We start from the raw sequence: 16,785 nt of genomic DNA on the forward strand, positions 1-16,785 counted from the left end.
TGGGTAGAGGATGGGGGTGTGAAATGGGAGGGTTTTCATAAGTTTCACAGAGAAAGTCAGCTGCTTTCTTAAAATCTTAATAAAATCCACCCTCCGTAGTTTGAGAATATTTCTATATTTGCACGCTCTTCAGAGGAGGATCTGAGGGCTACGAATTGGCGTCCTGTGAAGGGATTCACAAGCATGATCACTCATATAATTATATATCGTTAATTAACTACCGCATGAAGCAAGCAAAGCACTGGGCTGCAGCCCTCGCGCTGGTCCTGGCCTCTGGATGGAGCACCTTGGCTCAGACGATCAGCTCGCCCAATAAGGGTCTTCAGCTGCACTTCTCGCTGAGTCAGGACGGGGCACCTATGTATCGCCTCTCCTTCGCTGATGGGCAGGAGATCATCCGTCCCAGTCATCTCGGTCTGGAGATGACCGATGCGAAGAAGTCCTTCGACAAGGGCCTCGAGGTCACGGACACGAAGGAGTCGACCTTCGATGAGACTTGGAAGCCTGTCTGGGGCGAGGTCAAGTCGATCCGCAACAACTACAACGAACTGCTCGTCACGCTCAAGAAGAAGAGCAACGGTGATCCCATAGCTATCCGCTTCCGTCTCTTCGATGACGGGCTCGGCTTCCGCTATGAGTTCCCTGGTGGCAAGGATCGTAACTTCTACGTCGTCAAGTGCGAGCTCACCGAGTTCGCTATGACGGGCGACCATAAGGCGCACTGGATCCCCGGTGACTACGACACCGAGGAGTACGACTACCAGCACAGCCGTCTCTCTGAGATCCGTGGGCTCTTCGACAAGGCGTTCACGGAGAACTGCTCCCAGACGGCCTTCTCTAAGACTGGCGTTCAGACTCCACTGATGCTCAAGACAGATAAGGGTGTGTACATCAACCTGCACGAAGCTGCACTGATTGACTTCCCTGCGATTAACCTCGATCTGGATGACAAGAACATGGTCTTCCACGTAGAGCTTACCCCTGACCCTCAGGGCAATCGTGGGCACATCGAGGCACCCTTCAACACCCCATGGCGTACAGTTATCGTCAGCCGTGATGCTCGAGACATCCTAGCTTCTAAGCTTACTTATAACCTCAATGAACCCTGCGCCTATGAGACGACCGACTGGATCAAGCCTATTAAGTATGTAGGTGTCTGGTGGGAGATGATCACGGGCAAGAGCACCTGGGCCTACACCGATGACCTGCCCTATGTAAAGATCGGTAAGACCGACTACTCCAAGGTAAAGCCTAATGGCAAGCACGCTGCCAACACCCAGCACGTCAAGGAGTACATCGACTTTGCTGCCAAGCACGGCTTCGATGCCGTCCTCGTCGAGGGGTGGAACATCGGCTGGGAAGATTGGTTTGGTCACAGCAAGGATCGTGTCTTTGACTTTGTCACCCCCTACCCCGACTTTAATGTCGCCGAGCTACGTGACTACGCTAAGGCTAAGGGCGTGAAGATCATCATGCACCACGAGACTTCCAGCTCGGTCACGAACTACGAGCGTCACATGGAGAAGGCCTACAAGTTCATGGTCGACAACGGCTACTCCGCTGTCAAGAGTGGCTATGTAGGCAACATCATCCCTCGCGGTGAGTACCACTACGGTCAGAGCATGGTGAACCACTACCTCCACGCTGTCAAGGAGGCTGCTAAGCATAAGATCTCCGTCAATGCCCACGAGTCCGTCCATATGACGGGTCTCAGCCGTACCTATCCCAACCTCATCGCGCAGGAGTCGGCACGTGGTCAGGAGTATCAGGCCTTCGGTGGTAGCAAGCCTAACCACCTCACCGTACTGCCCTTCACCCGCCTCATCGGTGGCCCGATGGACTACACGCCTGGTATCTTCCAGATGGATATCAACAAGTACAACCCCGACAACAACTCTCACGTCAATACCACCATCTGCAATCAGCTGGCTTGCTACGTCACGATGTACAGCCCCCTGCAGATGGCAGCTGACCTGCCCGAGGTGTATGCGAAGCACATGGATGCCTTCCAGTTCATCAAGGACGTAGCTGTCGACTGGGACGACACGAAGATCATCGAAGCGGAGCCAGGTGAATACATCACCATCGCTCGTAAGGCAAAGGACTCCGACAAGTGGTTCGTGGGTAATGTCGCTGGCTATGATGGCCACAAGACGACCCTCACGCTCGACTTCCTCGATGCGGGTAAGACCTACACCGCTACCATCTACGCTGATGGTAAGGGCGCAAACTACAAGACCAATCCCGAGGTCTACACCATCCGCAAGGTACAGGTGAAGAAGGGCAGCAAGCTCTCGCTCACCTCTGCTCCTGGTGGTGGCTTCGCGATCTCTATCCTACCTAATAAGAAGTAAACACCGAGGTCTCCGACCGCCCTCCACAGCTCTACTCACAGAGAGTCTTGGAGTGTGGGCGGGGCCTCTCCTTTTTCACTTACACAGAGCACTTCATATGAAAGCGATTCTGCGCCTTACCTACCTCTGTCTATCCCTACTCTTCCTCTCCCTCACAGCCTCCGCACAGGACGTGCAGGTCAAGGGTCAGGTAGTAGATGACAAGGGCGAAGCCGTCATCGGGGCTTCCATCAAGGTCAAGGAGACCCCTCAGGGCGTCATCACCGATATCAACGGGAATTTCTCCGTACGTGCCCCCAAGAATGGGCACCTCATCGTCTCCAGCGTCGGCTATACCACGAAGACCGTGGCCCTCAGTGGTGCTGCGCTCCCGCTGAAGATCGTCCTCTCCGAGAGTGCTGAGAACCTCAAGGAAGTCGTCGTCGTCGGCTACGGCTCCATGCAGAAGAAGGACCTCACCGGATCCGTCAGCACCCTCAATGCGAAGAACTTCCAGAAGGGCGCTATCTCCACGGCCAGCGACCTCCTCGTCGGTAAGATCGCGGGGGTACAGATCACGCCCGAGGGCTCTCCTGGGGCTGGTGGCCGTATCCGTATCCGCGGTGGTGCTTCGCTCAATGCCAGCAACGACCCGCTTATCGTCATCGACGGTGTGCCCATCGAGAACACCGCTGTATCTGGTGCACCCAGCATCCTCAGCTCACTCAACCCTCAGGACATCGCTTCGATGAACGTCCTCAAGGACGCTTCCGCTACCGCTATCTACGGTTCGCGCGCCTCTAACGGGGTCATCATGATCACCACCAAGCGTGGTAAGGTCGGGCAGAAGACCCAGATCGCTGTCTCCGTACAGAGCTCCCTCTCCGAAGCTGCTCGCCGTGTGCGCGTGCTCTCGGCTGACGAGTACCGCTCACTCATCCAGCGTATCTCCCCCGCTACGGCCTCTAAGCTCGGCACGGCTAATACCGACTGGCAAGACGAGATCTATCAGCTCGCCTACGGTGGTGACTACAACGTCAGCGTCAGCGGCGCTGCCGGCAAGCTCCCCTACCGCGTGTCTACGGGCTTCTACCACCAGGAGGGTGTACTGAAGACCGACAAGATGAATCGCTTCAGCGGTGACATCAGCCTCAATCCCCGTCTCTTCGACAATCACCTCTCTATCGATGCGAGCGTGAAGCTCAGCGCTACGCACAATCGCTTCGCTAACAAGGAAGCTATCGGTGCTGCTGTACAGTTCGACCCCACGCGTCCGGTCCGTGATGCTGACCCTGCCTACGTGCCCTTCGGTGGCTACTGGACACAGCTAGACGGGACAGGCCTCCAGAAGCTCGCTCCTAAGAACCCTGTCGCTCTCCTCAATCAGAAGGAGGATATCAGTGATGTCTTCCGCACGATCAGCAATCTGAAGATCGACTATAAGCTCCACTTTCTCCCCGAGCTGAAGCTCAACGTGAACCTCGGCTACGACTACGCTTCGGGTAAGGGTACGGTCGTCATCCCCGAGAACTCCTCCCTCGGATGGCAGCGCTACACCCTCAAGCAGGCAGGCCAGCCCGACGTCTATAAGAGCGGTACGAACAACGCTTACGACCAGCGCAAGCGCAGCCTCCTCTTCGACTTCTACGCTAACTACGTCAAGGAGCTTCGCTCGCTGAAGAGCCGCGTCGACGTCATGGCAGGGTACTCCTATCAGGACTGGAAGACCTTCGTCCACAACACGCCTGACTACACCTACGACAAGACGCTCGTGTCGACTCCCGTCTACGAGTACGACTACCCACAGAATACGCTGGTGTCCTTCTACGGCCGTCTGAACTACAGCCTCATGGACCGCTACCTCTTCACTGCTACGGTGCGTGCCGACGGCTCTTCGCGCTTCAGCAAGGAGAACCGCTGGGGTGTCTTCCCCGCTCTGGCACTGGCTTGGCGTATGAATCAGGAGAACTTCCTCAAGAATGTCTCTTGGATCGATGACCTCAAGCTCCGTCTCGGCTACGGTGTCACGGGTCAGCAGGATGGTATCGGGAACTACACCTACCTCCCCTTCTACTCGCTCAGCACGAATACGGCGACGTATCAGTTCGGCGACCAGTATCACAACATGCTCCGCCCCGCTGCCTACGATGCGAATATCCACTGGGAGCAGACGGCTACCTACAACGTAGGTCTTGACTACAGCTTCATCAAGGGCCGTCTCTCTGGTACGCTCGATTTCTATCAGAAGAAGACCAGCGACCTCTTGAACGAGATCCCCACGCCTGCAGGGGCTAACTTCTCTAACCGCATCCTCACGAATGTCGGTAACATCTCCAGCAAGGGCTTTGAGTTCAGCATCAATGCTACCCCCGTCCAGACCAAGCACCTGACGTGGGATGTGAGCTACAACATCAGCTCCAACAGCACGCGCATCACCAAGCTCAACGCTGTCGAAGTCCCCGGCTATCAGGGTGTCCCCACGGGGGGCGTCACGGGTGGTACGGGTACGAATGTACAGATCCACTCCGTCGGCTATGCCCCTGGTACCTTCTTCGTCTACGAGCAGAAGTATGATGCTAATGGTAAGCCTCTGGAAGGTCAGTTCGTAGACCGCCACGAGGATGGCGTCATCAATGAGCTGGATAAGTACCGCACGCACAACCCTGAGCCTAAGGTCACGATGGGCTTCTCTACGAGCCTGGCCTTCGACCGCTGGACGCTCTCGACCTCACTCCGCTCGGGCCTCGGGAACTATATCTACGACAATGTCTCGGCCTACATGGCTACGCACACCGCTGTGCTCAACTCGGGTCAGTACTTCCGCAACACGACGCCTGAGATCAACGTCTCAGACTTCCAGACGAATAGCGATAAGCAGATCATCTCGGACTACTACCTCCACAGAGCTTCGTACCTCAAGATGGACAACCTCACGCTCGCCTATGACTTCGGTCGTATCCTCGGTCGAGCTAACCTCCGTGCTTCGGCTACGGTGCAGAATGTCTTCACCCTCTCTCCTTACAAGGGTCTTGACCCTGAGCGGGCGATCGACTTCAGCCTGTACCCCATACCACGCACCTACACGCTCAACCTCTCTCTCTCACTCTAATGGCTAGCTAATCATGAGTACAAATAAGAAGATGCTTCGCCGTAGCTTCACGGCGCTGGGGCTTATCGGTGCGCTCGGCCTTAGCTCTTGTGTCAAGGACCTTGACCGCTTCCCCACCAACGGCGATACAAATAAGACGATCTACTCCTCTCCAGAGAAGACCCTTCAGGCCTTTGCTAAGGTCTACGGAGCCTTTGGTCTCACAGGTAATGGCGACGGAGGCGATATCGCAGGGATCGACGAAGGTACGAGCGACTTCGTTCGTGGCCTGTTCAACCTCCAAGAACTCCCAACGGAGACAGCTATCTGTGCTTGGGGTGACGGCGGGGTACCCGACTTCCATGCCTTCTCATGGTCGGCTTCTAACCCGATCATACGAGGCTTCTACTACCGCTCCATCTACCAGATCAAGCTTGCTTCGGAGTTCCTCAAGAATACCGAAGACCAAGCTTCGGATGCCACCGTCCGCGCCTACCGCGCTGAGGCTCGCTTCCTAAGAGCTTATCAGTACTGGGTGCTGATGGATCTCTTCGGCAATCCTCCCTTCATCGACGAGTCCACCCCCACGGGTAAGGTCTATCCTCGTCAGATCAGCCGTAAGGAGCTCTTCTCCTACGTCGAGTCTGAACTGAAGGCTATTGAGTCCGACCTCAAGGCTCCTAAGGCTAATGTCTACGGTCGTGCTGACCAGGCTACGGCTTGGGCGCTGCTCTCCCGCCTTTACCTCAATGCTGAGGTCTACACTGGTACGGAGCGCTACGCAGACGCAGCGACGTACGCTGAGCGTGTGATCAATTCGGGCAAGTACAGTCTCCACACGGACTACGCTCGTCTCTTCCTAGCGGACAACAACCTCAATAATCCTGAGGTCCTGCTCTCCATCAATTACGACGGACAGCGCTCGCAGAACTGGGGCGGTATGACCTTCCTCATCAACTCCTCTACCGGAGGCGATGCTAAGAAGGCAACGGGTGTGAACATGGGTGTCAATGGTGGCTGGAACGGCAATCGTGCTACGGCAGGCCTGCTTAACCTCTTCGGTGGTAACCTAGCTACTGACAAGCGTGCCCTCATCAAGGCTGTAGGCTCGGGCGAGATCAATACGGTGACGGACTTCAATCAGGGTGTTTACGTCTACAAGTTCCGCAATGTCACCAGCGCTGGCGCTAACGGCAGCAACGGGGATCATGCAGACACGGACTTCCCACTCTTCCGTCTGGCTGAGCTCTACCTCAACTTCGCCGAAGCTGCCGCTCGTGGCAAGGCCGACGTAACAAAGGGTCTCACCTACCTCAACCTTGTCCGTGCTCGTGCTTACGGCTCGACGGTGGGCAACTACGGAGCACTTCCCGAGCTCACTGAGATCCTCGCCGAGCGTGGTCGTGAGTTCTACTGGGAAGGACAGCGTCGTACGGATCTGATTCGTTTCGGGAAGTTCATCTCCGGCGACTATGTCTGGCCTTGGAAGGCTGGCGTGAAGGCTGGTGCTGCTTCGCAGGCCTACCGCACGCTCTACCCAATCCCTGCGGACGACATCCAGGCGAACCCCGAGCAGCTCAAGCAGAACACGGGTTACTAATCCAGCGTAGGGCGCACTTCGCTCCCTCCGACTGCCTCGCCCCACACGGGCGATCCCTATAGAAGGCTTGCCCTCGAACTTCCACTGTGGAGCCCGAGGGCAAGCTGCTTTATATCGTCTCCTTGCACGCCTATATGAGACTGTCCAATAGAAGGGGGTGGTATGAACCTATATTGGTCATCGGGCTGACCTATATAGGTCGCTCTTCCGACCAATATAGGTCACGACGCGGACTTATATTGGTTGACTCAGTGACCAATATAGGTTGATTTCTCTCCCTGCTAAGAGCCTCTCAGATAGCTCCCTTTTTTGGGGCTTCCGTCGAGGGTGTCGGGTGGGGGTAGAGGAGGACCGCTTGGAGGGCTTTCTCGAGTAGCACTCTACTTATATATAGAGCGGGGGCTGGGAAGAGGCTAAAAAAGCGTACCTTTGCATACATAAGGAATAACGACGCTATGACCCAAGCCGAAGACCAAGAGCTCCAGCGATTACAAGTCAATATCCGACGTCTCGCCGGTATTGTCGCAGAGCAGAACGAGAAGCTCGCTCAGCTCAGGATGCTCCTTCAGCAACGGGATGAAGCTCTTCATGCGATGCAAGAAGAACTCAAGTCAGTGCGACGACACGAAGCGACCTTGGCCACTGCCTCGGCACTTGTCTCTCCTGATATGGGAGATGTCAGCCGTAGGGATGCCCGGGAGCTCCTTGATGGGATCATCAGTCAGCTCGACCGCTGCATCAGCCAGCTCACCAGTGAGCCCGAGGCCACCGCAGCGTCTGAGCCCGAGATATAGTCAGAGACCGAATAGCTTGGGGCCACCCCGCCCCGCTACCGATATATGGATACCAATACCAGCCCAGAGGCCCTGCAGCGTATCACACTCGCTGTTGAGCACACCCGCCTCTCGCTCCACGTCCCTCGCTCCGAGGAACGCTTCTACCGCGATGCAGGTGAGGAGATTGCCACTACGCTGCGTATCTACCGATATAAGTACCCCAATCGCTCCGAGGTCCCCGCAGAGGGATATCTGGCGATGGCTGCTATCGATATCGCTACGCGCTACAAGCAGGTACACACTGCTCTGGAAGCGCGTAAGCAGACCTTGACTCCACGTCTGGTGGAGATCAATGAGGAGCTTGAGGCGCTGATTAGTCAGGCTCGACAGCTCATTGACGATCCCCCCACCTCGTCCCGATAACCACAGCGTCCCTTTCCTTCAGCATTACATTTATTTCAGACAAAGGAATGGGAACAATTACGATCATTATCATCTGCATCGGTGCGCTGATCCTCGGTGCGGCTCTCTCATGGGTCGTCTCGGAGAAGCTCCTCGGGCAGAAGACCCGTGCAATCCTCAGTGAGGCAGAGCGTGAAGCTGAAGTCCTCAAGCAGAAGAAGCTCCTTGAGGTCAAGGAGAAGTTCCTGCAGCTCAAGGGCGACCTCGAGCAGCAGGTGGCACAGCGCAATAATAAGCTCAAGCAGATCGAGGGCCGACTGAAGACCCGAGAGCAGGAGCTCACGCAGCGCCACAATGAGGTAGAGAAGCGCAACCAAGAGATCGATATACTCAAGGAAAAGCTCGCCCTACAGAGTGAGGGTATCGAGCTGAAGAAGGAAGAATACGACGTCAAGAAGGCCGAGTACGAGGAGAAGAAGGCTGAGCTGGAGCTCCTTCGCCAGAGCGAGCAGAAGCGCCTCGAAGCCCTCGGCGGACTCTCTGCAGACGAGGCGCGTGAGCGTCTTATCGAGAGCCTTCGCGCCGAAGCCAAGGACCAAGCTCAGGGCTATATCAACGAGATCGTCGAGGAGGCGAAGATGACCGCCAACAAGGAGGCCAAGCGCATCGTCATCCAGTCGATCCAGCGCCTGGCTACGGAGACGGCTATCGAGAACTCCGTCACTGTCTTCCACATCGAGAGCGATGAGATCAAGGGCCGTATCATCGGCCGTGAGGGGCGTAACATCCGCGCCCTCGAGGCCGCTACCGGTATTGAGATCATCGTCGACGATACCCCCGAGGCCATCGTCCTGTCCAGCTTTGACCCCGTGCGCCGTGAGGTAGCACGTCTGGCACTGCACCAGCTCGTCCAAGACGGCCGTATCCACCCCGCCCGCATCGAAGAGGTCGTCTCGAAGGTGCGTAAGCAGATTGAGGAAGAGATCATCGAGACGGGGAAGCGCACCGTCATCGACCTCGGTATCCATGGTATGCACCCCGAGCTCATCCGCCTCATCGGTAAGATGAAGTACCGCTCATCCTACGGGCAGAACCTCCTCCAGCACTCCCGCGAGACTGCTAACCTCTGTGCCATCATGGCCAGTGAGCTCGGTCTCAACCCCAAGCACGCTAAGCGCGCTGGCCTCCTGCACGACATCGGTAAGGTACCCGATGACGAGCCCGAGCTGCCACACGCACTCCTGGGGATGAAGCTCTGTGAAAAGTACAAGGAAAAGGCGAACATCTGCAATGCCGTCGGGGCACACCACGACGAAGTCGAGATGGAGAGCCTCATCGCCCCCATCGTCCAGGTCTGTGACGCCATCAGTGGCGCACGTCCCGGTGCTCGCCGTGAGATCGTCGAGGCCTATATCAAGCGTCTCAATGACCTCGAGCAGCTCGCCCTCTCTTACCCTGGTGTCGTGAAGACCTACGCTATCCAGGCGGGTCGTGAGCTCCGTGTCATCGTCGGCGCAGAGAACACCGACGACAGCAGCATCGCTACGCTCTCAGCTGAGATCGCTAAGCGCATCCAGGACGAGATGACCTACCCAGGGCAGGTCAAGATCACCGTCATCCGCGAGACCCGCAGCGTCAGCTACGCCAAGTAGTCTCCCGAGGTGTGGAGCTCCTTCCCGCACAAATGGGTGGCGTATGGCAACCAAATTCCCTCACTCCGTGTTTACAGCGTAGGAGGAATAACCATCCATATTTATTGCATGCAAGATAACGATCAGATCATCGACGAGGTCACCTCGAGCGATTACAAATATGGCTTCACCACCGACATCGACACCGAGACCATCGGCAAGGGGCTCAGCGAAGAGACCGTCCGCCTGATCTCGGAGAAGAAGGGTGAGCCAGAGTGGCTCCTGCAGTTCCGTCTCGAGGCATACCGCCATTGGCTGACCCTCGAGCAGCCCGATTGGGCACTGCTGAAGATCCCCCCTATCGACTACCAGGACATTATCTACTATGCCGCTCCGAAGAAGAAGGAGGGCCCGAAGAGCCTCGATGAGGTAGATCCGGAGCTCCTGCGCACCTTCGAGAAGCTCGGTATCCCCCTCGAGGAGCAGAAGATGCTCTCAGGGATTGCCGTCGACGCGGTCATGGACTCCGTATCGGTGAAGACGACCTTCCGCGAGACCCTCGCCGAGAAGGGTATCATCTTCTGCTCCTTCAGCGAAGCCGTACGCGAGTACCCCGAGCTGGTGAAGAAGTACCTGGGCGTCGTCGTCCCCTATACTGATAATTACTTCGCTGCGCTGAACTCCGCCGTCTTCAGCGATGGCTCCTTCGTCTACATCCCGAAGGGTACGCGCTGTCCGATGGAGCTCTCCACGTACTTCCGTATCAATGCTATCAACACGGGGCAGTTTGAGCGTACACTCATCGTCGCCGACGAGGGTGCCTACGTCAGCTACCTCGAGGGCTGTACCGCTCCCCAGCGTGACGAGAACCAGCTTCACGCCGCCATCGTTGAGATCATCGTCGAGAAGGAGGCTGAGGTGAAGTACTCCACCGTGCAGAACTGGTACCCTGGCGACAAGGAGGGTAAGGGCGGTGTCTACAACTTCGTCACCAAGCGTGGCGTCTGCCGTGGTGCCAGCTCTAAGCTCTCCTGGACTCAGGTCGAGACGGGCTCGGCGATCACGTGGAAGTACCCCAGCTGTGTGCTCGAGGGAGATGACTCCGTAGCCGAATTCTACTCCGTCGCTGTCACGAACAACTTCCAGCAGGCCGACACCGGTACGAAGATGATCCACCTCGGGAAGAATACCCGTAGCCGTATCGTCTCGAAGGGTATCAGCGCTGGCAAGAGCCAGAATAGCTACCGCGGGCTGGTCTACGCCGGTCCCAATGCGGAGAATGCCCGCAACCACTCGCAGTGCGATAGCCTCCTGCTCTCCGACCGCTGCGGTGCGCACACCTTCCCCTACGTCCATGTCGACAACGACACGGCGATCATCGAGCACGAAGCCACGACGAGCAAGATCAGCGAAGACCAGATCTTCTACTGCCAGCAGCGTGGTATCGGTGTCGAGGAGGCCGTGGGCCTCATCGTCAATGGCTACGCTAAGGAAGTCATGAATAAGCTCCCGATGGAGTTCGCTGTCGAGGCTCAGAAGCTCCTGAGCATCTCCCTCGAAGGCTCCGTAGGCTAATCCCCATCACCCCCATTTCCGAATCATACAGATATGCTTAAGATAGAGAACCTCCACGCATCCATTGGAGATAAAGAGATACTCAAGGGAATCAACCTCACCGTAGGCAAGGGCGAGGTGCACGCCATCATGGGCCCCAACGGCTCGGGGAAGAGCACCCTCTCATCGGTCCTTGTCGGCCACCCCACCTATGAGGTGACGGAGGGCTCCGTGACCTTCGAGGGTGAGGATATCCTCGAGCTCGAGCCCGAGGAGCGCGCACACCTCGGCCTCTTCCTCAGCTTCCAGTATCCCGTCGAGATCCCAGGCGTCAGCATGGTGAACTTCATGCGTGCTGCCCTCAACGAGCGTCGCAAGGCCGCTGGTCTTGATCCGCTGCCCGCTGCTGAGTTCCTCAAGCTGATGAAGCAGAAGCGCGAACTCGTCGAGCTGGACAACAAGCTCGCCAGCCGCTCGGTCAATGAAGGCTTCTCCGGTGGTGAGAAGAAGCGCAATGAGATCTTCCAGATGGCTATGCTCGAGCCCAAGCTCGCTATCCTCGACGAGACGGATAGTGGTCTGGATATCGACGCCCTGCGTATCGTCGCTAAGGGCGTCAATGAGCTCCGTAGCCCCGAGAACTCTACCATCGTCATCACGCACTACCAGCGTCTCCTGGACTATATCCGCCCCGACTTCGTGCACGTCCTCTACAAGGGGCGTATCGTACGTAGCGGTGGCCCCGAGCTGGCTCTCGAACTCGAAAAGCGCGGCTACGACTGGATCAAGGAAGAGGTAGGAGAGTAGTCTGACCATGGAAGCGATCACCAAGAAGTACCTTGACCTCTACGCTGCCCTTAGTGGGGAGCTACAGGAGCGTCCACAGCTACTCAATCACTACCGCGAGGCGGCTTATGACGCCTTCGCTCGTCTGGGGGTACCCCGCTTCAAGAGCGAGGACTACCAGCGTACCGACCTGCCCAGCCTCTTCGCCGAGGACTGGAAGCTCCACGTGCTGGACGGTGCTCCTTACTGGGCATCGCAGGCCTTCGCACCGGAGATCTTTATCGGTGCGTTCTCTGACTTCGTACGCCTGCATCCTGAGCTGGCACAGGAGTACTACGGCCGCATTGCGCCCATCGCTACTGACGGGCTCGTCGCGCTGAACACCCTCTTCGCTGCCGAGGCGCTCGTCATCTACGTGCCTCGTGGCGCGAAGATCCCTGGGCATATCGAGCTGAGCTATATCCTACCACGCCTGGCGGATCATATCTCCGTAGAGCGTGCACTCATCATCCTCGAGGATGACGCTGAGGCAGCGCTTCACTTCCGTGACTGCCCCGAGACGACGGAGCGCGCTATGGCGCTGCGTACCAGCGAGGTCCACGTCGGGCGCCGTGCCCGCTTCTCGCTCATCGAGCGTGAGGAGTCGGCCGAAGCGAATGTGCGTATCTCCTCGCTCTATGTCCGTCAGATGCAGGATAGCGTCGTCGACCTCAGCGGTGTCACGCTACGCAATGGTGTGACGCGCAATAACTACTCCGTCACGCTCTCCGAAGAGCGTGCCGACCTCAAGGTCTCTGGCTTCGTCCTCACCGCAGGGAAGGCACATGCGGACAACTTCTCCTACATCGAGCATGCAGTACCGCACTGCACCTCGGATGAGCTCTTCAAGTATGTGCTGCGTGATGATAGCCGTGGTGTCTTCACGGGGCGTATCCTTGTAGCGCAAGACGCGCAGAAGACGCAGGCTTATCAGAACAACCGCAACCTCCTGCTCTCGCCTACGGCTCGTATGCAGTCGAAGCCCCAGCTGGAGATCTACGCTGACGACGTGAAGTGCTCCCACGGGATGACCACGGGGCAGCTCAGCGCTGATGCCCTCTTCTATATGCGCCAGCGCGGTATCTCCCTCGAGGAAGCCCGCCTGATGCTGAGTAATGCCTTCGCCGAAGACGTCGTAGCGCGTATCCCCGTCGAGGAGATCGCTGACGACGTGCGTGCCCGCATCGAGGAGCAGCTGCGTAAGTAGCCCGCCCTACATATAAGATATACGACCCGCGCCCATGGCTCCGAGTGAGCTATGGGTGCGGGTCTTTTATTATCTATGCATATGACAGAATAGCTTAAAATAATGCCGTTTATACGATATTTCCTCATTGCTTCGGTCATAATGGCGTGCTTTTCGAGCTGGGTACGTGCTTTGCAGAAGGGTAGGTAGCGTGGGCACTAAGGTCCACCCCCTGACATAAAAATGAACATTAATAAGTATACCATCAAGTCGCAGGAGGCCCTGCAGAGCGCTATCGAGCTTGCTCGCAAGGCCGGCAATCAGGCCATTGAGCCCGTTCACCTGCTTACAAGTATTTTGACTCTCGGAGATAGTCTTACAGACTTCCTCCTCTCTAAGCTCGCTATCCAGCGTGCCCGTCTTGAGGAGAGCCTGCAGCGTATGCTCTCGGCTCTGCCTAAGGTCTCTGGTGGCGAACCCTATCTCAGCTCCGATGCCACGAAGGTACTCGACAAGGCTGAGGACATCGCCACCGAGATGAAGGATGAGTATGTAGCTCTCGAGCACCTCTTCCTCGCTCTCGCTGAGGTCGACACCTCGGTCGCTCGACTCCTCAAGAGTGACTTCGGGCTGCAGATCGCAGAGCTCCGTAAGGCTGTTGACGAGCTGCGTAAGGGCAACCGCGTCACCAGCCAGCACGCCGAGGAGCAGTACAACGCCCTCAGCAAGTACGCTATCAACCTCTGTGAGCGTGCTCGTAGCGGTAAGCTCGACCCTGTCATCGGTCGTGACGATGAGATCCGTCGCGTCCTGCAGATCCTCTCACGTCGTACGAAGAATAACCCCATCCTCATCGGGGAGCCAGGTGTCGGTAAGACGGCTATCGCAGAAGGTCTGGCCTTCCGTATCGTCCGTGGTGACGTCCCCGAGAACCTCCGCTCCAAGCAGGTCTACTCCCTCGATATGGGTGCCCTGATCGCTGGTGCGAAGTATAAGGGCGAATTTGAAGAACGTCTGAAGTCCGTCGTCACCGAAGTCACAAAGAGCGAAGGCGAGATCATCCTCTTCATCGACGAGATCCACACCCTCGTAGGTGCTGGTAAGGGCGAGGGCGCTATGGATGCTGCTAACATCCTCAAGCCTGCTCTGGCACGTGGCGAACTCCGCTCTATCGGTGCTACGACCCTCGACGAGTATCAGAAGTACTTCGAGAAGGACAAGGCTCTGGAGCGCCGCTTCCAGATGGTTATGGTCGACGAGCCCGATGAAGCCAGCTCGATCTCCATCCTCCGTGGGCTGAAGGAGAAGTATGAGAACCACCACAAGGTGCGTATCAAGGACGATGCCATCATCGCTGCTGTCCGCCTCTCCGACCGCTACATCACCGACCGCTTCCTCCCCGACAAGGCTATCGACCTCATGGACGAAGCTGCTGCACGTCTGAGGATGCAGATTGACTCCCTCCCCGAGGGGCTCGACGAGATCGCACGTCGTATCACCCAGCTCGAGATCGAGCGTGAGGCTATCCGCCGTGAAGACGACGAGGAGAAGCTCGAAGAGCTGAACAAAGAGATCGCCACGCTGCGCGAAGAAGAAGCTGGCGACAAGGCTAAGTGGATGCGTGAGCAGGAGCTCATCAACCGCATACAGCAGTGCAAGATCGAGGTCGAGCAGCTGAAGATCGAGGCCGACAGCGCTGAGCGCAGCGGTGACTACGGTCGCGTCGCTGAGATCCGCTACGGCCGACTCAAGGAGAAGGAAGCCGAGATCGCTTCTATCCAGCAGGAGCTCACCGAGGCTCAGGGCGATAGCGCTCTGATCCGTGAGGAGGTCACTGCCGAGGATATCGCCGACATCGTCTCTCGCTGGACGGGGATTCCCGTCGGGAAGATGCTCCAGAGCGAGCGTGAGAAGCTCCTGCATCTCGAGGAAGAGCTGCACAAGCGTGTCGTCGGTCAGGAGCAGGCTATCCGTGCCGTCGCTGACGCCGTACGCCGTAGCCGTGCCGGTCTTCAGGACCCCAAGCGTCCCATCGGCTCATTCATCTTCCTCGGTACCACCGGTGTCGGGAAGACCGAGCTGGCGAAGGCGCTGGCTGAAATCCTCTTCGATGACGAGACGATGCTCACCCGTATCGATATGAGCGAGTATCAGGAGAAGTTCTCCGCCACCCGTCTCATCGGTGCACCTCCTGGATATGTAGGCTATGACGAAGGTGGTCAGCTCACCGAAGCTATCCGCCGTAAGCCCTACTCCGTTGTCCTCTTCGACGAGATCGAGAAGGCTCACCCCGACGTCTTCAATGTCCTCCTGCAGGTCCTCGATGACGGTCGTCTGACGGATAATAAGGGTCGTCTGGTGAACTTCAAGAATACGATCATCATCATGACGAGCAACCTGGGCTCCGACCTCATCCGTGAGCGTCTCTCCGACGTCCCCGCGGGCGGTGAGCAGGCTGCTATCGACGAGACGCGTGAGCTGGTACTCGGCCTTCTGAAGAAGACGATCCGTCCTGAGTTCCTCAACCGTATCGATGAGACCATCGTCTTCACCCCGCTGGGTCGCAGCGAGATCGACGAGATCGTCCGCATCCAGCTCGACAGCACGGCCCGCCTCCTGCAGGTCAATGGCATCGAGCTTCACTATACGCCCGAGGCCGTCGAATGGATAGGCAAGGAAGGCTACGACCCCGAGTTCGGGGCACGTCCTGTACGCCGTGTCATCCAGCATGTGGTGCTCAATGAGCTCTCGAAGAGTATCCTCTCGGGTGCTGTCGACCGCTCCAGCGTCATCACGCTTGACGTAGAAGATGGACAGCTGCGCTTCCGCTAAGGGCGCACGTCCCACGTGATATTGTTAGTTTAGTTGTTAGGGGTTGCTCCTCTGTGGGTCTGGATGCTTGCATCCTGCCTGCAGAGGAGTTTCCCTTTTTATATAGTGAGGGTATATAGGTCTATAGGTGCGTGGGTAGAGTTATATAGGATGGCGAAGAGAGCTATATAGCTTTGTGAAGTGACCTCTATTAGTTTGTTGCTCTGCGTAGGGATAAAAGTTGCTGACGAGTGGCAGATAAGTTTGATCTACGTACATGGCTCTAATATCTACGTACGTGGATATTTGGATTTACGTGCCTGGTCTTTAAGACTACGTGCGTAGACAGAGGAAAACCACTATGTGAAGGCGCTTTTTTCTTAACGAGAATGACACTTTTCCCTCCGCTGGAGAAGAGGAATACGTGCGATAAGGTGAAGGGCTTGCGTATCACTTCGGAGAGGCATATCGGGGAGCTGGGCGTCACTCGCTCCTCCCCGAGAGGCGCTCGCTACGGCCTGTGGGAGTGCACCTTCTTCACCCGAGCGGTCACCAGAAAAGCACGGCTTCGCACGGGGA

10 protein-coding genes are annotated in these 16,785 nt (G+C 57.1%); all 10 read left to right on the plus strand.

All coding sequences use genetic code 11. From position 1 onward, the window contains the following. The first annotated feature begins 224 nt into the window (after positions 1-224). Positions 225-2,354 carry a glycoside hydrolase family 97 protein gene (locus HMPREF1121_RS05015; RefSeq protein WP_044115070.1) on the plus strand — a complete coding sequence of 710 codons (2,130 nt, stop codon included), beginning with the start codon at positions 225-227 and terminating at the stop codon, positions 2,352-2,354. Between the two features lie 97 nt (positions 2,355-2,451). After that, on the plus strand, positions 2,452-5,442 hold the full coding sequence (locus HMPREF1121_RS05020; protein ID WP_044115071.1) for a SusC/RagA family TonB-linked outer membrane protein: 2,991 nt from the start codon (positions 2,452-2,454) through the stop codon (positions 5,440-5,442). Positions 5,443-5,455: 13 nt separating this feature from the next. After that, the gene (locus HMPREF1121_RS05025) at positions 5,456-7,021 is read left to right on the plus strand and encodes a RagB/SusD family nutrient uptake outer membrane protein (RefSeq protein WP_044115073.1); all 1,566 of its coding nucleotides are present in this window, start codon (positions 5,456-5,458) and stop codon (positions 7,019-7,021) included. Positions 7,022-7,476: 455 nt separating this feature from the next. Next, a complete protein-coding gene (locus tag HMPREF1121_RS05030; protein ID WP_044115075.1) occupies positions 7,477-7,815 on the plus strand; it encodes a hypothetical protein in 339 nt (112 codons plus the stop codon). 45 nt (positions 7,816-7,860) lie between these two features. Next, the gene (locus HMPREF1121_RS05035) at positions 7,861-8,220 is read left to right on the plus strand and encodes a cell division protein ZapA (protein WP_044115076.1); all 360 of its coding nucleotides are present in this window, start codon (positions 7,861-7,863) and stop codon (positions 8,218-8,220) included. Between the two features lie 47 nt (positions 8,221-8,267). Further along, positions 8,268-9,851 (plus strand): ribonuclease Y, encoded by a 1,584-nt coding sequence (gene rny, locus HMPREF1121_RS05040; RefSeq protein ID WP_044115078.1) that lies wholly within the window; start codon positions 8,268-8,270, stop codon positions 9,849-9,851. 108 nt (positions 9,852-9,959) lie between these two features. Further along, positions 9,960-11,405: a Fe-S cluster assembly protein SufB gene (gene sufB / locus HMPREF1121_RS05045; RefSeq protein WP_044115079.1), complete on the plus strand. Its 1,446-nt coding sequence runs from the start codon at positions 9,960-9,962 to the stop codon at positions 11,403-11,405. A 33-nt stretch (positions 11,406-11,438) separates the two neighbouring features. Further along, the gene (gene sufC / locus HMPREF1121_RS05050) at positions 11,439-12,191 is read left to right on the plus strand and encodes a Fe-S cluster assembly ATPase SufC (RefSeq protein ID WP_009432640.1); all 753 of its coding nucleotides are present in this window, start codon (positions 11,439-11,441) and stop codon (positions 12,189-12,191) included. A 7-nt stretch (positions 12,192-12,198) separates the two neighbouring features. Beyond that, positions 12,199-13,416, plus strand: a complete 1,218-nt coding sequence (sufD, locus tag HMPREF1121_RS05055) for a Fe-S cluster assembly protein SufD (protein WP_044115080.1) — start codon at positions 12,199-12,201, stop codon at positions 13,414-13,416. 222 nt (positions 13,417-13,638) lie between these two features. Then, entirely contained in the window at positions 13,639-16,227 is a 2,589-nt protein-coding gene (clpB, locus tag HMPREF1121_RS05060; RefSeq protein WP_044115082.1) for an ATP-dependent chaperone ClpB, read from the plus strand. The last annotated feature ends 558 nt before the right edge of the window (positions 16,228-16,785 follow it).

The organism is Porphyromonas sp. KLE 1280, assembly GCF_000700805.1.
Taxonomy (GTDB): domain Bacteria; phylum Bacteroidota; class Bacteroidia; order Bacteroidales; family Porphyromonadaceae; genus Porphyromonas; species Porphyromonas pasteri.